At 68.5% G+C, this 21,564-nt stretch carries 23 protein-coding genes and 1 tRNA gene; 22 read left to right on the forward strand and 2 right to left on the reverse strand.

Annotated elements, in window-relative coordinates:
• Nucleotides 1-88: 88 nt before the first annotated feature.
• The gene (gene rplJ / locus WFM69_RS13915) at nucleotides 89-577 is read left to right on the forward strand and encodes a 50S ribosomal protein L10 (RefSeq protein WP_183150716.1); all 489 of its coding nucleotides are present in this window, start codon (nucleotides 89-91) and stop codon (nucleotides 575-577) included.
• A gap of 48 nt (nucleotides 578-625) precedes the next feature.
• Nucleotides 626-1,009, forward strand: a complete 384-nt coding sequence (gene rplL / locus WFM69_RS13920; protein ID WP_337005640.1) for a 50S ribosomal protein L7/L12 — start codon at nucleotides 626-628, stop codon at nucleotides 1,007-1,009.
• 90 nt (nucleotides 1,010-1,099) lie between these two features.
• Here the strand turns inward: rplL and WFM69_RS13925 are convergent, their stop codons facing one another.
• Nucleotides 1,100-2,104, reverse strand: coding sequence for a LacI family DNA-binding transcriptional regulator (locus tag WFM69_RS13925; RefSeq protein WP_337005642.1), 1,005 nt, complete (start codon nucleotides 2,102-2,104; stop codon nucleotides 1,100-1,102).
• Nucleotides 2,105-2,392: 288 nt separating this feature from the next.
• Between WFM69_RS13925 and WFM69_RS13930 the strand changes: the two genes are divergently transcribed.
• The 8 genes from WFM69_RS13930 (at nucleotide 2,393) to WFM69_RS13965 (ending at nucleotide 11,542) form a co-directional block, all read left to right on the forward strand.
• Nucleotides 2,393-3,709, forward strand: a complete 1,317-nt coding sequence (locus tag WFM69_RS13930) for an ABC transporter substrate-binding protein (protein ID WP_337005644.1) — start codon at nucleotides 2,393-2,395, stop codon at nucleotides 3,707-3,709.
• A gap of 105 nt (nucleotides 3,710-3,814) precedes the next feature.
• Nucleotides 3,815-4,954 (forward strand): carbohydrate ABC transporter permease, encoded by a 1,140-nt coding sequence (locus WFM69_RS13935; RefSeq protein ID WP_337005646.1) that lies wholly within the window; start codon nucleotides 3,815-3,817, stop codon nucleotides 4,952-4,954.
• Nucleotides 4,951-5,913, forward strand: coding sequence for a carbohydrate ABC transporter permease (locus WFM69_RS13940; protein WP_337005648.1), 963 nt, complete (start codon nucleotides 4,951-4,953; stop codon nucleotides 5,911-5,913). The genes WFM69_RS13935 and WFM69_RS13940 overlap by 4 nt, the downstream gene beginning before the upstream one ends.
• Before the next feature lie 96 nt (nucleotides 5,914-6,009).
• Nucleotides 6,010-7,398 carry a cystathionine beta-synthase gene (locus WFM69_RS13945; RefSeq protein WP_337005650.1) on the forward strand — a complete coding sequence of 463 codons (1,389 nt, stop codon included), beginning with the start codon at nucleotides 6,010-6,012 and terminating at the stop codon, nucleotides 7,396-7,398.
• Nucleotides 7,399-7,469: 71 nt separating this feature from the next.
• Nucleotides 7,470-8,624, forward strand: coding sequence for a cystathionine gamma-synthase (locus WFM69_RS13950; RefSeq protein WP_337005652.1), 1,155 nt, complete (start codon nucleotides 7,470-7,472; stop codon nucleotides 8,622-8,624).
• Nucleotides 8,625-8,850: 226 nt separating this feature from the next.
• Nucleotides 8,851-10,248 (forward strand): multidrug effflux MFS transporter, encoded by a 1,398-nt coding sequence (locus tag WFM69_RS13955; protein ID WP_337005779.1) that lies wholly within the window; start codon nucleotides 8,851-8,853, stop codon nucleotides 10,246-10,248.
• A 31-nt stretch (nucleotides 10,249-10,279) separates the two neighbouring features.
• On the forward strand, nucleotides 10,280-10,909 hold the full coding sequence (locus WFM69_RS13960) for a phosphatase PAP2 family protein (RefSeq protein WP_337005654.1): 630 nt from the start codon (nucleotides 10,280-10,282) through the stop codon (nucleotides 10,907-10,909).
• A gap of 30 nt (nucleotides 10,910-10,939) precedes the next feature.
• On the forward strand, nucleotides 10,940-11,542 hold the full coding sequence (locus tag WFM69_RS13965) for a GNAT family N-acetyltransferase (RefSeq protein WP_337005656.1): 603 nt from the start codon (nucleotides 10,940-10,942) through the stop codon (nucleotides 11,540-11,542).
• 111 nt (nucleotides 11,543-11,653) lie between these two features.
• Here WFM69_RS13965 and WFM69_RS13970 read toward each other — a convergent pair.
• Nucleotides 11,654-11,741: transfer RNA gene (locus WFM69_RS13970), tRNA-Ser, on the reverse strand.
• 175 nt (nucleotides 11,742-11,916) lie between these two features.
• On the opposite strand from WFM69_RS13970, the gene mpaB reads away from it, so the two are divergent.
• The 12 genes from mpaB to WFM69_RS14030 all read left to right on the forward strand — a co-directional run bounded on the left by mpaB (nucleotide 11,917) and on the right by WFM69_RS14030 (nucleotide 21,525).
• Nucleotides 11,917-12,984: a daptide biosynthesis RiPP recognition protein gene (mpaB, locus tag WFM69_RS13975; RefSeq protein ID WP_442928373.1), complete on the forward strand. Its 1,068-nt coding sequence runs from the start codon at nucleotides 11,917-11,919 to the stop codon at nucleotides 12,982-12,984.
• Between the two features lie 25 nt (nucleotides 12,985-13,009).
• Nucleotides 13,010-14,263, forward strand: coding sequence for a daptide-type RiPP biosynthesis aminotransferase (gene mpaD, locus WFM69_RS13980; protein WP_337005659.1), 1,254 nt, complete (start codon nucleotides 13,010-13,012; stop codon nucleotides 14,261-14,263).
• On the forward strand, nucleotides 14,260-15,462 hold the full coding sequence (gene mpaC / locus WFM69_RS13985; protein WP_337005661.1) for a daptide-type RiPP biosynthesis dehydogenase: 1,203 nt from the start codon (nucleotides 14,260-14,262) through the stop codon (nucleotides 15,460-15,462). Before mpaD ends, mpaC begins: the two co-directional genes overlap by 4 nt.
• Nucleotides 15,459-15,587: a daptide-type RiPP gene (locus WFM69_RS13990; RefSeq protein ID WP_337005663.1), complete on the forward strand. Its 129-nt coding sequence runs from the start codon at nucleotides 15,459-15,461 to the stop codon at nucleotides 15,585-15,587. Before mpaC ends, WFM69_RS13990 begins: the two co-directional genes overlap by 4 nt.
• Nucleotides 15,588-15,631: 44 nt before the next feature.
• Nucleotides 15,632-15,757: a daptide-type RiPP gene (locus WFM69_RS13995; RefSeq protein WP_337005665.1), complete on the forward strand. Its 126-nt coding sequence runs from the start codon at nucleotides 15,632-15,634 to the stop codon at nucleotides 15,755-15,757.
• Nucleotides 15,758-15,803: 46 nt separating this feature from the next.
• On the forward strand, nucleotides 15,804-15,911 hold the full coding sequence (locus WFM69_RS14000; RefSeq protein ID WP_337005667.1) for a daptide-type RiPP: 108 nt from the start codon (nucleotides 15,804-15,806) through the stop codon (nucleotides 15,909-15,911).
• Between the two features lie 79 nt (nucleotides 15,912-15,990).
• Complete coding sequence (gene mpaM / locus WFM69_RS14005; RefSeq protein ID WP_337005669.1) at nucleotides 15,991-16,776, forward strand: daptide-type RiPP biosynthesis methyltransferase; 786 nt, start codon at nucleotides 15,991-15,993, stop codon at nucleotides 16,774-16,776.
• Complete coding sequence (gene mpaP, locus WFM69_RS14010; protein WP_337005671.1) at nucleotides 16,773-18,464, forward strand: daptide biosynthesis intramembrane metalloprotease; 1,692 nt, start codon at nucleotides 16,773-16,775, stop codon at nucleotides 18,462-18,464. The genes mpaM and mpaP overlap by 4 nt, the downstream gene beginning before the upstream one ends.
• Complete coding sequence (locus WFM69_RS14015) at nucleotides 18,464-19,333, forward strand: hypothetical protein (protein ID WP_337005673.1); 870 nt, start codon at nucleotides 18,464-18,466, stop codon at nucleotides 19,331-19,333. The genes mpaP and WFM69_RS14015 overlap by 1 nt, the downstream gene beginning before the upstream one ends.
• A complete protein-coding gene (locus WFM69_RS14020; RefSeq protein ID WP_337005676.1) occupies nucleotides 19,330-20,058 on the forward strand; it encodes an ABC transporter ATP-binding protein in 729 nt (242 codons plus the stop codon). Before WFM69_RS14015 ends, WFM69_RS14020 begins: the two co-directional genes overlap by 4 nt.
• The gene (locus WFM69_RS14025) at nucleotides 20,051-20,776 is read left to right on the forward strand and encodes a hypothetical protein (protein ID WP_337005678.1); all 726 of its coding nucleotides are present in this window, start codon (nucleotides 20,051-20,053) and stop codon (nucleotides 20,774-20,776) included. Before WFM69_RS14020 ends, WFM69_RS14025 begins: the two co-directional genes overlap by 8 nt.
• Entirely contained in the window at nucleotides 20,773-21,525 is a 753-nt protein-coding gene (locus tag WFM69_RS14030) for a hypothetical protein (protein WP_337005680.1), read from the forward strand. The genes WFM69_RS14025 and WFM69_RS14030 overlap by 4 nt, the downstream gene beginning before the upstream one ends.
• The last annotated feature ends 39 nt before the right edge of the window (nucleotides 21,526-21,564 follow it).

A 21,564-nucleotide genomic window follows, 5' to 3' on the forward strand; every position in this document is an offset into this window, starting at 1 on the left:
TGCGCTTGCGCCGGAGCTTTTCTGTTGCAGGTGGTCAAGGTCGGCGCCTCACCACCGTGCGGCGCCTCGTACACACCAAGGAGTGACCATGGCGCAGAAGGATGCATCGGTCGCCGAGCTCACGAAGTCATTCGAGAACTCGACTGCCGTTCTGCTGACCGAGTACCGCGGTCTGACGGTTGCCCAGCTCAAGGAGCTGCGCAACAGCATCCGTCAGGACGCTGAGTACGCCGTGGTGAAGAACACGCTGACCAAGATCGCCGCCAACAAGGCTGGCATCTCCGCGCTGGACGACGACCTGAAGGGTCCGTCGGCTGTCGCGTTCGTGCACGGTGACTTCGTCGCCACCGCCAAGGCTCTGCGTGACTTCGCCAAGGCCAACCCGCTTCTCGTGATCAAGGCCGGCATCTTCGAGGGCAACGCCCTCACCGCCGACGAGGTCAACAAGTACGCCTCGCTCGAGAGCCGTGAGGTTCTGCTTGCGAAGGCTGCGGGCATGATGAAGGCGACGATGGGCAAGGCTGCCGCCACCATCGACGCTCTTCGCGAAAAGCTCGAGACCGCCGAGGCCGCGTAAGCGTCCGACGTTCTCGTACAACAACCCCATCTATCTAGGAGATACATCATGGCGAAGCTTTCCACTGAGGAGCTGCTCGAGCAGTTCGCTGGCCTGACCCTCGTCGAGCTCAACGACTTCGTGAAGGCGTTCGAGGAGAAGTTCGAGGTCACCGCTGCTGCACCCGTCGCCGTCGCCGGCGCTGCGGGTGGCGCAGGCGCTGCAGAGGCCGAGGACGAGAAGGACTCCTTCGACGTCATCCTCGAGGCTGCTGGCGACAAGAAGATCCAGGTCATCAAGACCGTCCGCGAGCTCACCTCGCTGGGTCTCGGCGAGGCCAAGGCTGTCGTCGACGGTGCTCCCAAGGCCGTGCTCGAGGGCGCGAACAAGGAGACCGCCGAGAAGGCCAAGGCTGCTCTCGAAGAGGCGGGCGCGACGGTTACCCTCAAGTAATCGCGACGCTCACGCGTTTCTGATCGAAGGCCCCGGGTTCTCCCGGGGCCTTCGTGCGTTTCCGGGCCGTGCGTTCGAGGGCTCGTCGGATCAGCGCGGCGGGGCCGTCGAGTTGCGCACCACGAGGGCGGATGCGGCGTCGATGCGTTCCAGCGGTGCATCCGGGTGATCCATCCGCTGCGTCAGCAACCGCACCGCCTCATGGCCCTGCTCCCGCGGCGACTGTCCGATCGTGGTGAGGGCGAACATGTCGGCGTGCTCGTGGTCGTCGATGCCGACCACGCTGAGCTCGGTCGGCACCGCGATGCCCAGACGTCGGGCGGCGATGATGGCGCCGATCGCGGCCTCGTCGCAGACGCCGACGATCGCGGTCGGGCGACGTCGTCGGTCGCCGAGGAGTCCGGCCGCCGCGGTGTAGCCGCCGGGCATGGTCGGCGCTGCTCCGGCCACGCGGGCATGGGCCGCGAGACCGGCAGCCTGCAGCGCCCCGTGGTACCCGTCCAGCCGCCGCGCATCGCCGAAGCTCAACTCGGCTGCATCGGTCGATCCGCCGACGAAGGCGATGTCGGTGTGCCCCAATTCGATCAGATGCTCGGTGGCGATGCGGGCCGCGGCGGTGTCGTCGATCGACACCGCGCTGGACCCCTCGCTGTACGGGCCGACGCTCACCAGCGGTCGCCCGGTCCGTTGCAGTCGCTCGAGCTCCCTGGCGCTCGGCTGGATGCCGACCGCGATGATCCCGTCGAACCGACGGCCGGGGAGGACGCTCTCGAACAGGCGCTCCCTGGTCTGCGACCCCTCCGGGACCCCATAGAGCGCGAGGTCGTAGTCGAGCGTGAACAGCGCCTCCTGGATGCCGGCGAGCAGCTCGGCGAAGAACCACCGGTCCACGGGCGGCATCACGACGCCGACGGTCTGGGTGCGCCCGGTCGCCAGGCTCGTCGCGGAGGAGTGCGCCACATAGCTGAGGTCGCGCGCCGCGTCTTCGACGAGCTGACGGGTGGCCTCCGAGACGTAGCCGCGTCCGCTCAGGGCCCGACTCGCGGTCGCCTTGGACACGCCGGCACGTGACGCGACATCCGCGATCGTGCTCATCGGTCCTCCTCGACCTGATCACGCGAGTGCGTGGACGCGGCGCGGTGGGGGCCGCGCCGGGTCACAGCGTAGCGGGTGCACGCCGGAAAAGGAACCGGTTCCATACCCGCGGCGAGGGAGCGCTCCCATCGGTGACGAACAAGCGCGAGGAATGGTTGTCAGCTTGTGACACTTGCGTGTTGTGCCGGGAAGCGACCCGCCAGTATGTTGGCCTGGAATCGGTTCCCGAACGATGCCGCGGGGTGGCGTCAATCCGGAGGGACCCTGTACTCGAAGAGGAGAATTCACATGGCTCTGTCACAGCGTTCCCGGCGTTTCGCGCCGCTCGCCCTGCTGGGGGTCGCGGGCATCGCGCTCGCCGGTTGCGGGGCTCCCGGAGGAGCACCCAGCACTGGCGGTGGCGACGGCGGTAGTTCCACCGTCACGATCTACGGCACGATCGTCGACGACGAGGCCAAGCTCCTCCAGGAATCCTGGAAGGACTGGGCCGACGAGAACGGCATCACCATCAAGTACGAGGGCAGCCAGGACTTCGAAACGCAGCTCGGCACCCGCGCACAGGGCGGAAACCCGCCCGACATCGCGATCTTCCCGCAGCCGGGCCTGTTCGCCGACTTCGCCCGACGCGACTACCTCAAGCCTGCTCCCGCGGACGTCGAGAAGAACGCGAACGAGTACTGGACCGAGGACTGGGTGAACTACGGCACCGTCGACGGCACCTTCTACGGTGCGCCGCTGATGGCCAACGTCAAGGGCTGGATCTGGTACTCGCCGGCGAAGTTCAAGGAGTGGGGCGTCGAGGTTCCGAAGACGCTCGACGAGATGACGGCGCTGACCGACAAGATCCAGGCGGCGACCGGCACTCCCGCGTGGTGCGCCGGCTTCGAGTCGGGCACGGCGACGGGCTGGCCGGGAACGGACTGGGTCGAGGACTACGTGCTGCGTCAGTCCGGCCCCGAGGTCTACGACAAGTGGGTCACCAACGACGTCAAGTTCACCGACCCGGACATCAAGAAGGCGTTCGACTCGGTCGGCTCGATCCTGCTGAACCCGGCCAACGTGAACGCCGGCTTCGGTGACGTGCGCTCGATCAACTCGACCGCGTTCGGTGACGTGGCTCCTGCTCTCGCCGAGGGCAAGTGCGCGCTCACCCACCAGGCGTCGTTCCTGTCGGGCTTCTTCCCCGAGGGCACGAAGGTCGCGGAGGACGGCGACGTCTGGGCGTTCATGCTCCCGGGCGAGTCCGAGGGCGACACGGCCGTGACCGGCGCCGGTGAGATCGTCGGCGGCTTCAGCGACTCCGAAGCGACGCAGAAGGTGCTCGCGTACCTGTCCAGCCCCGAGTGGGCGAACAGTCGCGTCAGCCTCGGCGGCGTCACCTCGGCCAACAACGGCCTCGACCCGGCGAACGCGAAGGACCCGATCCTCCAGGAGACCATCAAGATCCTGCAGGACCCGGACACCACCTTCCGCTTCGACGCGTCCGACCTGATGCCCGGTGCCGTCGGCGCCGGCACCTTCTGGAAGGGCATGGTCGCGTGGGTCAACGGCACCTCCACGGATGAGGTGCTCACGCAGATCCAGACCGGCTGGCCGTCCAGCTGATCCTGGGGGGAGGGGCCGCCCCGCAGCGGGGCGGCCCCTCTGCTCTCCCGGCGTGCACATCGACGTGCACGCCGATGATCCGGTCCGCGTGATGAAGGGGAATCCGTGAACGCGACTATTTTCTTCCAGTGGATCGGCCAGCTCCCGCCGGTCCTCCAAGCCGTCGCCGTGGTCATCGCCTTCGCGGTGGTCGTGGCGGTCATCCTGCTCCTGGTGGACATCGCTCCGCGCAGGGGCACGCTCTACACCTTCGTGCGACTGGCGATGTGCCTTCTCATCCCGCTCGCCGTGATGTTCTTCTTCAACTCCTATTACTGGGCGATGGGGGTCGCGGTTCTCGTCGGCGCCCTCTTCTTCTGGCTGGACTACCGCTCCCGCGATGGCGCGGGCTACCTGATCCAGCTCGTGGCGTTCATGGCGCCGGCACTGCTGCTCCTGCTCGTCGGCCTGATCCTGCCGTCGATCCAGACGATGTTCGCGTCGTTCATGAACTCCTCGGGGAAGGAGTTCGTCGGCCTGTCGAACTATCTGTGGATCTTCACGCAGTCCGACGGCGTCACCGCCGTGATCAACACGATCATCTGGGTGCTGCTGGTGCCGACGGTCTCCACGATCGTCGGTCTCGCCTACGCCGTGTTCATCGACCGCACCCGCGGCGAGAAGATCTACAAGGTGCTCGTCTTCATGCCGATGGCGATCTCGTTCGTCGGCGCGAGCATCATCTGGCGGTTCATCTACGAGTACCGCGGTCCGCAGTACGAGCAGATCGGTCTGCTCAACCAGATCCTCGTGTGGTTCGGCGGCGCGCCGCAGCAGTGGCTGCTCAACGAGCCGTGGAACAACCTGTTCCTGATCGTGGTGCTCATCTGGGTGCAGACCGGTTTCGCGATGGTGGTGCTGTCGGCCTCCATCAAGGGCGTCCCGGCCGAGCTGCTGGAAGCCGCGGAACTGGACGGCGCGAACGCGTGGCAGCGGTTCATCTCCGTGACCGTCCCGGCGATCCGCCCAGCGCTCATCGTGGTGCTCACGACCATCTCGATCGCCTCGCTGAAGGTGTTCGACATCGTGCGGACCATGACGGCCGGAAACTACGGCACCTCGACGCTCGCGAATGAGATGTACACGCAGTTCTCGAAGTTCGAGGCGGGGCGCAGCGCCGCGCTCTCCGTCATCCTGTTCATCCTGGTGCTGCCGATCGTCATCTACAACGCGCGCCAGATCAAGAAGCAGCGGGAGATCCGATGACCGACACCGTGAAGTCAGACACCGCCCTCAGCACGCGCGCGATCACCACGGGTGGCGGGTTCGAGGGCGCCGCGGGCCGCGCACGCAAGCGGCTGTCCCGCCCCTGGGCGACGGTCGCGTCGATCGTCATCGCGTTCCTGTGGACGATCCCGACGCTCGGCCTGTTCATCTCGTCGTTCCGGCCGCGGGATCAGATCCAGACGACCGGATGGTGGACGTTCTTCGCCGACCCGGAGGTGACGCTTGAGAACTACGTCGACGTGCTGCAGTCGGGCACGACGCAGCTCACGATCCTCGAGTCGTTCGTCAACTCGATCGCGATCACGATCCCGGCCACCGTCGTGCCGCTGATGATCGCGTCGATGGCGGCTTACGCGTTCGCCTGGATCGACTTCAAGGGCCGCAACGCGCTGTTCATCTTCGTGTTCGCCCTGCAGATCGTGCCGATCCAGATGGCCCTGGTGCCGCTGCTGAGCTCGTTCTCCCGCGGGATCGTGCTGTTCGGCGTGCCGGTCACTCTGCCGCTCGACGCCTCGTCGGGCTACGCGCAGGTGTGGATCGCGCACTCGATGTTCGCGCTCCCGCTGGCGATCTACCTGCTGCACAACTTCATGTCGGAGATCCCCGGAGAGATCATCGAGGCCGCGCGTGTCGACGGCGCCTCCCGCGGACAGATCTTCTTCCGCGTGGTGCTGCCGCTGACGATGCCGGCGATCGCCTCGGTCGCGATCTTCCAGTTCCTGTGGGTGTGGAACGACCTGCTCGTGGCGCTGGTGTTCGCCGACGGTGCCGCGGCGCCGATCACGAAGCTGCTCGCCGAGATCACCGGCACGCGAGGCAACGACTGGTACCTGCTCACCGCCGGCGCCTTCGTGTCGATCATCGTGCCGCTGATCGTGTTCTTCGCCCTGCAGCGGTACTTCGTCCGCGGCCTGCTGGCCGGATCGACGAAGGGCTGACCTCCGAAAGACACCGGGGGCCTTTCGAGAGAACGGATGCCGCGGTCGGGTGCAACACAGCCCCGATCGCGGCATCCGCGCGTCTACCCTGAAGTCATGAAGTACGCAGACTCGATCGTCGACCTCGTCGGCGACACGCCCCTCGTGAAGCTGCAGCACGTCACCGAGGGCGTCGCGTGCACCGTGCTCGTGAAGCTCGAGTACCTGAATCCCGGCGGGTCGTCGAAGGACCGGATCGCGGCGCGCATCATCGACGCCGCCGAAGCCGCCGGCGACCTCGAGCCCGGTGGGACGATCGTCGAACCCACCAGCGGCAACACCGGCGTGGGCCTGGCCCTGGTCGCCCAGCAGCGCGGGTACAACTGCGTCTTCGTGGTGCCGGACAAGGTCGGCGAGGACAAGATCGACGTGCTGCGCGCCTACGGTGCCGAGGTCGTGGTGACCCCGACCTCGGTCGCGCCCGACAGCCCCGAGTCGTACTACAGCGTGAGCGATCGGCTCGCCCGCGAGATCCCCGGTGCGTTCAAGCCGAATCAGTACGAGAACCCGAACGGGCCGCGCAGCCACTATGAGACCACGGGACCGGAGATCTGGCGGGACACCGACGGCACGGTCACGCACTTCGTGGCAGGCGTCGGCACGGGCGGTACCATCACGGGCACGGGGCGGTATCTGCGCGAGGTCTCCGAGGAGCGCGTGCGCATCATCGGCGTCGACCCCGAAGGCAGCGTCTACAGCGGCGGCACCGGTCGCCCGTACCTCGTGGAGGGCGTCGGCGAGGACATCTGGCCTGGTTCGTACGACCCGACCGTGCCGCACGAGATCGTGGCCGTCGGCGACGCGGAGGCGTTCGCGATGACCCGCCGCCTCGCGCGCGAAGAGGGCATCCTCGTCGGCGGATCGAGCGGGATGGCTGTCGTCGGAGCGCTGCGCGTCGCCCGGGAGCTGCCCACCGATGCGGTGATGGTCGTGCTGCTGCCCGACGGCGGACGCGGCTACCTCTCCAAGATCTTCAACGACGGGTGGATGCGCTCCTACGGCTTCAGCGATGTGGAGGAGGGGGAGACCGTCTCCGACGTGCTGGCCGCCCGCGCGGTGCGGCAGGCACAGGCGCCCGGCCCCGGCATCCCGGACCTGGTGCACGCGCACCCGACCGACACGGTGCTCGAGACGATCGGGATGATGACCGAGTACGACGTGTCGCAGCTGGTCGTGCTCAGTGCAGAGCCGCCCGTCATGATGGGCGAGGTCGTCGGCACCGTCGACGAGAAGGGGCTGCTCGACCTGTTGTTCCGCGGTGAGGCCAACCCGACTGATGCTGTCGGCTCGTACGTGGGGGAGCGGCTTCCGCTCGTCGGCATCCATGCTTCCGTGGCCCAGGCCCGTGCCGCGCTCGCCGAAGCCGACGCGCTGCTGGTCACCGAAGACGGCAAGCCGTACACCGTGCTGACCCGGCAGGACCTGCTCGCGTACCTGTCGCGCTGAGACGACGGGTCGACGGACGCGGGACGTAACGGGACGACCACCGCCGTGAGGGCGGACGTAGGCTGAGAGGCATGTCCGACCACGCTTTCGCCACCCGAGCCATCCATGCGGGACAGGCGCCCGACCCGACCACGGGCGCGATCATCCCGCCGATCTACCAGGCATCGACCCACGTGCAGGACGGCATCGGCGGTTTCCGCGAGGGATACGAGTACAACCGTGCGGGCAACCCCACGCGCTCCTCGCTCGAGACGCAGCTCGCCGCGCTCGAAGGCGGCGTGCGTGCGCTCTCCTTCGCCTCGGGACTCGCGGCGGAGGATGCGCTGCTGCGCGGCATCCTGAAGCCCGGCGATCATGTGCTGCTCGGCAACGACGTGTACGGCGGGACCTACCGGCTGCTCACGAAGGTGCTCGCGCCCTGGGGCGTCGAGACGACCACGGTCGAGCTCTCCGACGGAGACGTGCTGCGCGCGGCGATCCGCCCCGAGACGAAGATCGTGTGGCTGGAGACGCCGAGCAACCCCCTGCTGAAGGTCGTCGACATCGCGCTGACCGCCGAGATCGCGCACGCGGCCGGTGCGATCGTGGTCGTGGACAACACCTTCGCCTCGCCCGCGCTGCAGCAGCCGCTCGCCCTCGGTGCCGACCTGGTCGTGCACTCCACGACGAAGTACCTCGGCGGGCACTCGGACGTGCTCGGCGGTGCCGTCGTCTTCGGTGACGACCGCTTCGTCGACCAGGTGAAGTTCCAGCAGTTCGCGGTCGGCGCGGTATCGGCGCCGTTGGACGCCTGGCTCACCACGCGCGGTATCAAGACGCTCGCGCTGCGAATGCGCCAGCACTCCGAGAACGCGCAGGCGATCGCCGAATGGGCGTCGTCGCGGCCGGAGTTCGCGCAGGTGTACTACCCCGGACTGGCCTCGCACCCGGGGCACGAGATCGCCGCGACGCAGATGAGCGGATTCGGCGGGATGCTCTCGCTCGGACTCGCGGCGGGCGCCGATGCGGCACGGGCGTTCGCCGAGGGCACCTCGCTGTTCCAGCTGGCAGAGTCGCTCGGCGGCGTCGAGTCCCTCATCGGATACCCGCCGGACATGACGCACGCGTCGGTGCGGGGCACCGAGCTCGCGGTGCCCGAGAACGTCGTGCGGCTCTCGGTCGGCATCGAGGACGTCGACGACCTGATCGCCGACCTCGAGCACGCTCTTCCGCGCACGGTTTCCTGACTCCCACGGTCCCTCGCGAACGCCTGGCGGGATCGAAAACGTGCCGGAAAAGGGTTCCGGGGGAGCGTTCTTGATCCCGCGGTGCGGTCTGGGGGAGCGGTATCGATCCCGTGACGCGCGGGGTGGACGGCGGGGACGGACGGTGGGACGCGGGGCGGCGGTAACATGAAGGGTTCCCGTGGCGAATCGATTCGACCACGCATCCGCCGAACTCTGGAAGGACGTCGTGTCCGACGCTCCCCGCACTGACTCCATCCCCGCACAGCCGGAGCACCCCGCCGACGACGACACCACGATCCCGCAGCCCGAACGCACCGAGACCGGAAGCATCCGCACGTCGACCGCGACCGGAGCCATCCGCACGCTCGGGGCGAACCCGGCGACCGCGCCGATCATGCTGCACCCCGGCGACGCGATCTCCCTCGGGCGACGTACGCTGTACATCATCCTGCTCGGCGCGCTCACGGCCCTCGGGCCGTTCACGATCGACCTGTACCTTCCCGCGTTCCCCGTGCTGGAGCAGGACTTCCAGACCACGGCCGCGGCGATCCAGCTCACCCTGACCGGCACGATGATCGGCTTCGCCCTCGGCCAGCTCGTGGTCGGACCGCTCAGCGACAAGGTCGGTCGGCGCATCCCGCTGATCACGGTCACGGCTCTGCACGTGCTGGCGAGTCTCGGCGCGGCATTCGCCCCCGACCTCGGACTGCTCAGCGCCGCCCGGGTACTGATGGGCGTCGGCGCCGCGGCCGGAGGAGTCGTGGCCATGGCGATCGTGCGCGACCTGTTCGGTGGACGCCGACTCGTCGTCATGCTCTCCCGCCTCGCGCTGGTGTCGGGCGTCGCGCCGGTCATCGCACCGCTCATCGGCTCCTGGCTGCTCACCCTCATGCCGTGGCGCGGGATCTTCGGCGTGCTCGCCGCGTACGGCGTGGTGATGCTGCTGTCGACGATCCTCTTCATCCCGGAGACGCTGCCCGTTGCCCGCCGGCAGGACCGTGGCGGCGCCACGATGCTGCAGCGCTACCGCTCCGTGCTCTCCGACCGGGTGTTCCTGGGGGTGCTGGTGATCGGCGGCATGACGTTCTCCGGCCTGTTCTCCTACCTGTCGGCCTCGCCGTTCCTGTTCCAGGTGACCCACGGGCTCGATGCCCAGCAGTACGGTCTGCTGTTCGCCGTGAACTCGCTCGGCGTGGTCGTCGGCGTGCAGACCGCCTCCCGCCTCGCGGCACGCTTCGGACCGCAGTGGGTCATGGCCTACTCAACCGCGGTGCTGCTGCTCGCGGGCATCGCGATCATCGTCACCGATCAACTCGGTCTCGGGCTCTGGGGCACCATCGTCCCGCTGTTCGTCTTCATGACCGCGTGCGGATTCACCTTCCCGAACGTGCAGGTGCTGGCGCTCGATCGCCACGGCAAGGCCGCAGGAACCGCCGCCTCGATCATCGGTGCGACGAACTTCGGTGTCGCCGGACTCATCTCGCCCGTGGTCGGGTGGCTGTCGCACGACGCCGGGATCACCGCCACCACCATGGCCTCGGTCATGGTCGGCTGCGCGGCCATCGGCATTCTGTCGCTGTGGCTGGTCGTGCGTCCGCGCTCGGTCGGGATGCTCGCTCCCTGAGTCTTCAGGTGTCGTCCGACAGAATGGGACGATGAACAGGCGGATGCTGCTGTGGTGGGGAGTGGGCCTCCTCGCGCTCGCGACAGCGCTCGGCGCCCTGGTGGTGTTCGCCTACCCGCAGACACCCGGCTTCGACCGCTGGTGGAACGACACGATCTCCGCCGCCCGCGCCGACGGGATGGTCGACTTCGCGCTCGTGCTGAACTGGATCGGCGGCGGCTGGGTGGCGATCCTCGGGGTGCCGCTGCTGACCATCGCCGCGCTCGTGCTCGGACGTCACTGGCGGGGCGCGGTGTTCGCCGCCCTGAGCTTCGCCGCGAGCGCCGGGGCCGTGCAGCTGCTCAAGCAGCTCTTCGGCCGTGCGCGGCCCGACGACATGCTGGTCGTGAGCGATTACGGGTCGTTCCCGTCGGGGCACACCGCGAACGCCGCGACCATCGCGCTCGTGCTCTGGGTGCTGTTTCCCCGGGTGTGGGTCGCGATCGTCGGTGCCGCATGGGTCCTCGCGATGGCGCTCTCACGCACCTTCCTCTCGGTGCACTGGGCCAGCGACACCCTCGGCGGAGCGCTGGTCGGTGCCGGCGTCGTACTGGTGCTCGCCGCCTGTCTGCTGCCCTGGATCCAGCGGACGAAGAGCGGGATCGAAGCGCCGATAGGCTGAACGGAACCCCATCCGTCCAGAGGAGTCGTCGTGTCCCGCATCCGTCCGTACCGCCCCACCGATCGTGCCGCGCTGTACGAGATCTGCGTGAAGACAGCCGACGCCGGCGGAGACGCGACCGGCATCCTGTCGGACGATGCCCTGTGGGGGGAGCTGTTCGCGGTGCCCTACGCCGAGCGGCACCCCGACCTCGCCTGGGTGGTCGAGAGCGACGACGAGCGCACGATCGGGTACATCGTGGCGACCGACGACACCGACGCGTTCTACACCTGGTTCCGCGACGAGTGGTGGCCCGCGCTCGCCGAGCGGTATCCGCGACCCGCCGAGATCGTCACGCGCGAGGACCGGATGGTCGACTACGGGTACAGCCGTGCGCCCGGGATCGAGCCCAACACGGTCGACCACCCGGCGCACCTGCACATCGACCTGCTGCCAGAGATGCAGGGGCAGGGGCTCGGAAGGCAGCTCATGCAGACGCTGTTCGCCGAGCTGACCCGTCGCGGCGTGCGCGGACTGCACCTCGGGATCGACCCGAACAACGCCGCGGCGGCCGCGTTCTACGAGCGGATCGGGATGACCCTGCTTCCCGCCGACCCCGGCGGACAGATCTACGGCGTGCGCTTCGACGGCTGACGTCGGAAGAGTCGCGAAGAGCCCCTGCGGATGCGGGGGCTCTTTCGGTTTGTGACCAGTGCTCGATAAACACGAAAGAGCCCCCGCTGGCGCGGAGGCTCTTTTCGTGTCTGGCGGTGACGGCGGGATTCGAACCCGCGGTTGCTTGCACAACACACGCTTTCCAAGCGTGCTCCTTCGGCCGCTCGGACACGTCACCAGGGAACAACCTGTCCATCCTATCCGATCGACCGCGTGCCACGTGACAGAGCGCTGAAGGTACATCCTTGTGTCCCGCTCGCATTATATTGCATGTCACACGTGACGTTTATAGCCTCGGATGAGGACGCATCGTCTTCGATTGGTTACCACGTTTCTCTGGGGGAAGTATGCAGGTGAGCTCGACCACGGCGCCACGGAGCAGCCATCGCACGGCGACGGCGTTCGAGCAGTACGTCAGTGGGAGACGGGCGATCGTCGAAGGGGCGGTGTTCTTCGTCGAGTCCGGAGAGCATGTCGAGGCCGTGGTGGGGCAGACCGGGCCCGGCGACGTCGTGTTCGCTCCGGCGGACTCGGGGCGGCAGGATGATCCGCGAGTCGTCGGCTATGACGGCGCCTTCCGCGAGCCCGGCGACGAGATGATCCTCGACGGCCGGCACACGTTCGAGTTGCAGGACTACGTCGCGGCGCCCTTCATCTCGATCGTCGGGCTCACCGTCATCCGCCAGGCGAGTGCCGAGGGAGTGGCCGCGTTCCTGAGCGACGCCGACATGGCCCGGGAGTCCGGCGTCTTCGTCGACCAGCTCCTGAGCAGCGCCGTGCTGCTCGACTCCCGGGCCTCTTTTCTCGGCGCCGACCCCGCCGGAGGCTCGCTCGCTCGCGTGCACGTGACGCGGGGTGGTGAGTATCGCGACGGTCCGGACGGACTCCTGCTCGGCGTCGTCGGGGACGCGCGAGCGGACCTGGAAGCACGCGCGATCGAAGGTGCCGGGCGAGGGCGGGCCTTCGCGCGCCTCGTCGATCGCGGCACCCTCGAAGCCGACCTCGACGACAGGCCCTGGCTCGCGCGGTACGTGGCGGCGGTCGACCTGCTGCGGCAGTGGGACGGGGTGCCCGCACGCCCGGCGATCTCCGGTTTCGGCGGACACCTCGTGCCGGCGCTCGACGAACTCCCGGCGCCCGCGGGCATCGTCTCCGCGGATGCGCCGTACCTGCTGACAGGTGACGGCGAGGAATACGTGCTGATCGATCCGTCGAGTCGCAGGCGGTTCCGGCTGGGGGCCGATGCTGCGCGCGGAGTGGAGTGCCTGATCGCGACCGGAGACGAATCGGCCGCGGCTTCTCTGCTCGCCGCCGAGCTCGGGCGACGGACGAATGCGGCGATGGTGGCGGTATGCGAGATCCGCGAGCGGTTCGCCGGCGTAGGGCTCGACCTCCTCGCGACGTCGGGCGATTCGGCGTGACGTGCAACAGCGAGCGGAGCGGCGGATGAGCAGCGCCCCGACCGCCCTCTGGGAGAGCTTGACGGCGCCCAGCACCTGGGGGCGCGCGGAGGCGCTTGCCGTCGGTGCCGAGGGCGTCCGGGTGTCGACGGCGGACGGGCGGTCGATGCTGTGCGCCACGAGCGGGCTCTGGAACGTCCCGCTCGGCTACGGCAACCTCGCGGTCGCCGAGGCGGTGGGCGAATCTCTCCGCTCCGCGTCGTACCTCTCACTCTTCCGCTCATCGCACACCTACGCGCGTGAGGCGGCGGAGGCGCTCCTCGCCCTCACCGCAGGCCGTTACGCCCGCGTGATCTTTGCGACCTCCGGCGCAGCAGCCAACGATCTGACGATGAAGCTCGTCCGTCAGGCCGCCGCTCTCCGGGGCCGACCGGATCAGAACATCATCGTCGGCCTGAACGGCGGATACCACGGCCTGACCTACGGAGCCCTCGGACTCAGCGGCGATGCACTGGGGCAATCCGTGTACGGCGTCGATCGCCGCAACATCCGTCACGTCTCACCGCACGACGGCGGAGCACAACTGCGGGCGCTGTTCGCCCGGGAAGGGCATCGGATCGCAGCGCTGGTGCTTGAACCGATACTCGGATCGGGCGGATTCGTGCTCGACGAAGATTTCCTCGCGGCCGTCGCCGACGTCCGCGCCGCGTTCGACGTCGTGCTGGTCGCCGACGAGGTGGCGACCGGCTTCGGGCGCACTGGCGAGCTCTTCGCTTCGACTCGCTGGCCGGTGGCGCCCGACGTACTCCTGCTGTCGAAGGCGCTCACCAACGGCGCTGCGGCGGCGTCGGCGGCCCTCGTCTCCGCCGAACTCTGCGACGTCTTCGACCGTCGCGATGCGATCTTCGTACACGCCGAGACCCAAGCGGGGACTCCGGCGTCGTGCGCGGCGATCCTCGCCACCTTGTCAGAATTCGTGCGCATGGACGCCGTGGGAATGGCGCGGAACCTGTCGGACGACCTCGATCGGACGATCGCGCGGATATCCGCGCATCCGGGAGTGATCGGAACCCGGGGTGCGGGCTGCTTCCGCGCCGTCGTCCTGGCTCGCGACGGACGCCCGCTCGACGGCCCGGACATCGCGGAGGTCGTGGGATCGATCCGACAGGCGGGCGCCATCGCGCAGCCGGGACCGAGCTGCATACAACTGGTTCCTGCATTCACCTACACAGCGGCTGATCTCGACGAGCTCGAGACCGCGGTGCTGCGCGGCCTCGACGACAGCGAGGTAACCGCATGATGTCGATCTCGGAGTCGTACGATCCGCTGCGGGTGACCGCCGGTCTGGGGGCACTGGCAGCCGCTTTCCACCGCTTTCGTCTCGGTGGCCGTCCTCTCGTGCTGCGCGACGCGGCTGTCGACCCGGTGGCATTCACGCTGCCACCGGGAGCCGTGGAGATCGAGGTGGATGCGCGCAGCACCGACGTCATGCTGGTGCCGCGGGCGATCCAGTCGGGGCGGCGGGCGACCTCGGTCGTGGCCGTGGGCGGGGGGACCGTGCTCGACGCGGCGAAGATCGTCCGACTGCTCCTCGTCGATCCCGGCCTCGCGACCCCGCTGCAGAGGCTGGTTCCGCGGAGCGGATTCGTGCGCCTCCCGAGTATCGCGTCGAGATCGGCGACGGAGCTTGCGCTTCTGGCCGTGCCCACCACATTCGGCACCGGGTCAGAGGCGAGCAGAGTCGCATGCCTGCCGACTGCGTCGGGGCGAAGGCTGATCTTCGGCGAGGGTCTTCTCCCCGATCATGCGGTGCTCGACCCGGTGCTCACCGCGACGCTGTCGCGCTCGATGCAGATGGAAGGCCTGTGGGAGATCATCCTCCGGATCCTGGGGCCGGCCATCGGGAGCGGGGGCGACCTCGCCGCCGATTCGGATGCCGAGGCGATCGTCAGCCGGGCGGCACGGCTGGCGGAACAGCTCAGGATCGGCTTCCTGAGCCCGGAGGAGCGCCTGCTCGCGGCGCAACTCAGCGCGGCGAGCCACCGCAGCTGGGCGCTCATCGGTCGGCGCAGCTACGCGGCGAAGCACTGGTACCTCGCGAACGAACTCTCCTGGGTGACCGGCACACGCAAGATGCCGGCGACGGTCGCGATCCTGCCTGCGCTCTGGAGGCGTATCGCCGATGGCGACCAACGGTGGGGATTCGCCGAGAGGCTCGCGCTGGCGTGGTCGTGGCTCTGCGACGTGATCGCCGGACTCCCCGCCGATCCTCGGGAGGGTCTTCCGTTGCTGCTGGGCCGCTGGGGGCTTCGTCCGATAGCGCGGCCGACCGAATCGGAGCTGCGCGAGACAGTCGAGCGGATCCACTCCTCCTGGGGCGGGTCGCTTCCCGCCCTCGGCCGCATCGAGCCGGACGCCGTGGCGGAGATCCTCGCGGCGTCCTTCCCTCGAGGGGCGAGCCTGTCCGCGACCGTGCGAGAGGAGGTGACACACACATGACCACACCACTCGACATCCGCATCGAAGAGCTTTCGACGATGGACGCGCCGAGCGAATGGAGCGAGTTCGTCAACGGCGTTCTCACCGGGATCGCGATCGTCGCGATCGGCGCCGCGGTGACCTGACGACTGGGTGCCCCATCGCGACAGAGGAGAGGAGGTGAATGCGCATGGAGATTTCGAACGACCTCCGTTTCGAAGAGCTGGAGTCGATGGACACCCCTGACTTCTGGACCTGGTACGCCGCCGTGAAGATCGGCGTCGTCGTCGGCCTCATCGGTCTCGCCGTCACCTGAGCGGCACCGAGTCGACGCTCGAAGACCCTCGGGAGGAGGTGAGCACATGGATCTGAGCTTCGAAGAGATCGAGGCGATGGACGCACCCGAACCGTGGTACATCATCGTCGGCGACATCATCATGATCATCGGCGCCGCAGCCGCGATCACCTGACGCAGGATGCAGCGGGGGCCACATCTCGACGTGTGGCGCCCGTTGTGTCCCCCCCACGAATGAAGGACGTCTTCGTCTCATGACACATCTCCACGGATCCGCGGCCCGACTGCTCGCGGTCATCGCTCCAGGAACGCCCGTCGGCGACATCTACGGCGACCGCGGCTCGGAGGTCTACGACGCGATGACACGCGGCGACGACAGCGAGGTGCGTGAGATCCTGCGCGCCGGCCGCCGGACGACGGGGAGGATCCTCGAGCTCGCGTGCGGCAGCGGGCGGTTCACCTTCCCGCTCGCCCGTCTCGGGCGCGAGGTCGTGGCGCTCGACAACTCGCCGCGGATGCTCGAACTGCTGAGCGTCCGTGCCGAGAGGACAGGCGTGCGCACGATCCGTTCGCGCGTCGGTGACATGAGCGACTTCGAGCTGGGCGGACGGTTCGGCCTCATCGTGCTCGGGACCACATCGATCTCGCTGCTAGCACGAGACGCGCGTCGAACACTGCTCGGCGCCGTGCGGCGGCATCTGGCTCCCGACGGAACCTTCCTCGTCTCCGTGCGAACGGACGAATCCGACACTGGGGAGGGCGCAGCGCGAGTCATCCCCCTGCCCGGTGACGAGACGGACGTCGTCCTCCTGGGGGAACAGCGCGACGTCTCCGCCGGTCATCGTGACGTGAGCATCCTGCGCCTTCACCGCCGTGCTGACCTCCTCGACGTGGAAGTGTTCGCCTCGCGCGTGCACCTGCTCGGTGCGCGGCAGCTGTGCGAGGAACTGCGGGAGGCAGGTCTGACCGTGCGTGACACGACACCGGTGCGGGTCGCGGCGGAGGGGCCGGCGATATCGATGATCGAGTGCGGCCTGTGACCGACGAGGCAGGGGAAGGTCAGGCCGCCCGCACCTCCGCGGATTCCTTGCGGCCGCAGCTCGGCGCACGCATCACCGTCGATGAACCGATCGATGAGCGTGGTGCATGGATCATCGCCGACGAAGGCGTGCCCAGGGCGCGGGTATCGGCGCCGGTCGCGGAGGCGGCGCGTCGGTTCACCGGTGCACGCACGGTCACGCAGATCGCCGAGGATCTCGGACCGCCGTGGACATCGAGTGACGTCGACACGATCGTGCAGCGCCTCGCGACCGCAGGCATGCTCGACGGCACCACGCGACGTCGGACGGAACAAGGATCAGGACGCCTGCGGTTCCGTCCTCCGCTCACCGTGCAGCTCAGCGTCGGCGATCCGAGCGTCCTGTTCGCCGCGTTGCGTCCGGCGACGCGGATCCTGATCGGCCGGGCGGGAGCCGTCGGCGCGCTGGTGATCGTCGCCGCGGGGATGATCGCGGCGATCGTCGGCGCCGACGATATCGCCGGCGTGCTCCGCCAGCCAGTGCCCCTCCCGGTCGTGTTCGTCCTCAGTTCGGCGATCGTGCTCACGACGCTCATGCACGAGATCGGTCATGGGGCGACCCTCAGCCGCTTCGGGGGCGTCCCGCGGCGTATCGGGGCGATGCTGTTCTACCTCGCTCCCGCGTTCTTCTGCGACGTCACCGACGGCTGGCGTCTCGGTCGGCGTGGTCAGCGGGTCGCCGTCGCCCTCGCCGGGCCTGCGGTGCACCTCGTGTGTGCAGCCGCCGCGATGCTCGCCTCCCGGTGGGTCTCCGCGCCGCCCGCACACGTCGTGCTGGTGCTCTACGCACTCTCGTGCGTGGTGATCGCGGTGCTCAACCTGCTTCCGTTCGTACAGCTCGACGGATACCTCGCGCTGATGTCGGCTCTGGATCGACCGCATCTGCGTCGCGAGGCCATGCGCGAGGCGTCCGAGGTGCTCGGAAGCGTCCTGCTCGGAACCCGGCGCGACCACACCGGGAGGACAGCGACCGCCAGGCACGCCATGTTCGTGGCATACGGAGTGGGATGCCGGGTCTTTCCGGTGCTGCTCGTGGGGTACATGCTCTATCGGTCCGCGGATACCGTCGCAGGCATGGGGACCGTGCCGGCCGCCGCGTACCTGCTCACGCTGGCGCTGGTACTCGTCGTCGCCGGGGCCGGCGTGGCGCGGGGCGTCCGTGCCACAGCGGTCAGGAGCCCGAAGCCGCGGAGGATCGTCGGGACCACGGTTGTCGGCGCGGCCCTGGCCGTCGTCGCACTCTTCCTCATCCCGATCCATCCGATGATCCAAGTCGGCTATGTCTCGTCCGCGGGCGGGACGGTCCGGCTCGTCGCGAGCAGCGCAGACCAGCTTCCGGGCCCGGGCACCCCGATCGTGTTGGAGAGCAACGGCATCGTACTGCGCTCCACGGTGGGGACGGGGACGGTCGGGGGCGGCGAGCCCGAGCGCGAGACGGTGGACCTCGCCGCGCTCGTGCCGCTCACTCAGAGCACCCTCACCACGCCCGTCAGCACCATATCGCTGGTCGACGTCGAACCAGGCGCCGGAGGGCTCCCGGAGTGCGGGAGGGCCGAGTACGCCGACACCGGCTCACCCATGATCGGGAGCTGGCTTTGGCATGTCTTCCTGATCCGTCCGCTCTCAGCGCTCGGATCGGGGTGGTCGTGATGTCCGAGACATCGGGAGAGGGCACCGAACTTCGTCGGATCCTCCGTGATGCCCTGTCGAAGACCGCCGGAGAACTGGATGTGCGGATCGACGCGGATCCCGTGTACGGCTGGCGCGACCGGTCGATCGGCACCGCCGTCATGCGGGGCACGGAACGCCTGTGGGTCCGGATCGTCTGGGCGCGTCCCGAATGGGCGCGGGGGATGTGGTGGATGGGGAACCAGGACGCCGGTGTCATCCGGATCACGGAGAAGCCGAATCTGGTCGAGGTGCGCGAGTGGCGGGAAGGTCCACTCATGCTGCGCGCGGAGCTCATGACGCTGGTGCCGGGTTCGCCGTGCGCGCCGACTGCTGAACTGCGGCGAGACCCCGATCTCGAAGCGGGATGGTGGGAGGCGCTGGAGCACTCTCTGGCCGCGATCTCCGCCACACCGACCGACCGCCTTGCGCTCGATCCCGTGAGCGTGCGCCGTCGCATCGCCGTGTTCTTCGATCACGAGGTCGACATCGACCCGGCAAGGTGGCAGGCAAGCCACGGCGACCTGCACTGGAACAACTTGCACGCCCGGCCTCTCGCGATCGTCGACTGGGAGGCCTGGGGGCTCGCGCCTCGCGGATACGACGCCGCATTCCTGCTCTGCCATGCACTGCACGTGCCGACCGTGGCCGCCGAGCTCACGCGGCGCTTCCGCGACGATCTGGAGAGCGTGGACGGTGTGGTGTCGCAGCTGTACGTGCTGACCAAGCTGCTCACGCGTGCCGACGGAGGCGCTCACCCCGACCTCGTCCCGCTGATCCATCTCCACGCGGACCGGCTGATCGGCCGCGTCCGTGTCACCCGACCCACCACCCGAGGAGTGAAACCATGACAACGGTCGCCAGCTTCGATGGATTCAGCAAAGCCTACGGAGGCGATGCCGTCGTCAGGGATCTGAGCTTCACGGTGCAGGCAGGATCCGTGGTGGGTCTTCTCGGCCCGAACGGTGCGGGCAAGAGCACCGCGATGCGCGGGCTGGTCGGCCTGCTGCGCCCGACCTCCGGGGAGGCGAGGGTGTTCGGTGCACCTTTCGGGACGCTGCCGAATCCCGCACGCCGGGTGGGCGTCCACATGGACGGCCTGGGCTTCGAGACCGGGATCACCGCTCGTCGCCACCTCGACGTCTATCGGCTCGCCGTCGGCATGCCGCGTTCCCGGATCGATGACGTTCTCGAGCAGGTCGGCCTGACGGAGCATGCGGGAAAGCGGGTGCGTAGCTATTCGACAGGGATGCGTCAGCGCCTGGGACTTGCGACGGCCCTGATCGGCGATCCCGAGTTCCTCGTGCTCGACGAGCCCGCCAATGGCCTCGACCCCGGTGGGATCCGCTGGCTCCGTGTCTTCCTCCGCTCGTTCGTGGAGAGTGGAGGCAGCGTCCTGATCTCGAGCCATCAACTGGCGGAGCTGGAGCACACCGTCGATCGGGTCGTCGTGATGCGACGGACGCTCCTGTTCGATGGTCCCCTCGCCTCGCTGACGTCGGGTGGCGCTTCCACGCTCGAGGAAGGTTACTTCGAACTGATCGATCGCGCCGAAGGTGGGGCGCTCCGTGTCTGAGGTCCTGAAGAGCGAGCTCCTGCGCAGCATCAGCGGCTTCGCGATGCTCGGTGTCGCCTCATTCGTGATCCTGATCCCAGGTCTGACGCTGAGCCTGGGGCCGCCCCTCGACGGTCTGCGCGCGCTCGACGACGGCATGGCCACGCGCATGGTGTTCGGACTGATCGCCTCCGTCGGCATCGTGGCGATGTACCTCGGGAGCTATGCGGTCTCGCCTGAGTTCTATTACCACTCCATGCCGCGGACGGTGGTGATCTCCTCGCTCAGGAAGGTCTTCGCGGCGAAGCTGATCTCCAGCGCGGTCACGAGCGCCGGGCTGTGCCTGGTCGGAGTCGTCGTCTGGGCGGGCGTGACCGCTGTCGTCCTCGCGACGAACGGTCGGCAGACGCTGATTGACGGCGCGTGGTGGACGATCGTCGGCGGGTCGCTCTTCGCGGCGGTCTGCGGCGGAGTGATCGGGGCGGCCGCTGGATGGATCCTCCGGAACTACTACGCGGTGTCCGGTCTCGTCCTCATGGTCCCTCTGATGATCGAGCTTCCGCTGCTGTTCTCCGCTCCGGAGGTCGAGCGGTTCTTTCCGGTCGGGGCGTTCGCCGGCGTGACGGGAGCGCCGATCGACGGGTTGCTGCCCTGGTGGGGGAGTGCGATCGTCCTGTTCGCGTGGGCTGCCGTATCGGCTGCGCTCGCCGCGGTCGTGGTGCGGCGGCGGGACGGGTGACCGTGATCGGGGACATCGTGCTCGCGGTGGACCGACGACGATGGATCAGGGCGCTCTCGGCCGAGCTGCGGCGCCTCCGAGGCGACGCGCTGCCGTGGATGTTCCTGCTGCTGACGGTGTTGCCGGCGGTGTCGCTGGCTGCGTCGCTCCCCGCGGAAGTCCGCGAGGCGCCGTCGCCCGTGCGTCGCGCGCTTTTGGACGCAGTGGCTTCGTCGGCGGTCGGCGGGTTGCTCCTGTTCGCCGCGCTACTGGGCGCGCTGGCGGTCGCACTGGCCGCCCGCACCGGGGTCCTGGCACGCGAGCTGGTGTGCGGTTCCGCCCTGTACGTCTTCGTCGCGCGCGGGTTCTCAGGCGTCCTCGCCAGCACTCTCTTCGGCGTGGTCGGCGTGGCCCTTCTCGGTGCTGTGTCCTTCGGCGTCTCCGGGGAGGTGCTGATGGAGCCCGGAATATCCGTGCGGTCGGTCGGTGCGGTCATCGGCGCGGGGTTCTGGGGATACCTCATCGGGGTGATCGTGCGAAGCCCCATCCTGGTCCTGTTCGTCGTCCCACTGTCGCTGGTTCCCGGTGAACTCTTCGCCGGAGCGCCCCCTCGTGTCACCGAGTTCCTGCCCCACCCCGTACTGCTGTCTCTCGCGGGGGTGTCCTCCGGCGGGCTCGATGGCCCCGGCACCGCGGCTCTCCTGGCTGCGTGGTTCCTCGGGCTCGGTGTGCTGGCGGTGCTCGTGGTTCGCCACCGGGACAGGCTCTGAGTCGGCCGCGGGCGACGTCCAGCGGGGCTCGAGAGCCCA

The organism is Microbacterium sp. LB12 (assembly GCF_037150835.1).
Classification (GTDB): Bacteria; Actinomycetota; Actinomycetes; order Actinomycetales; family Microbacteriaceae; genus Microbacterium.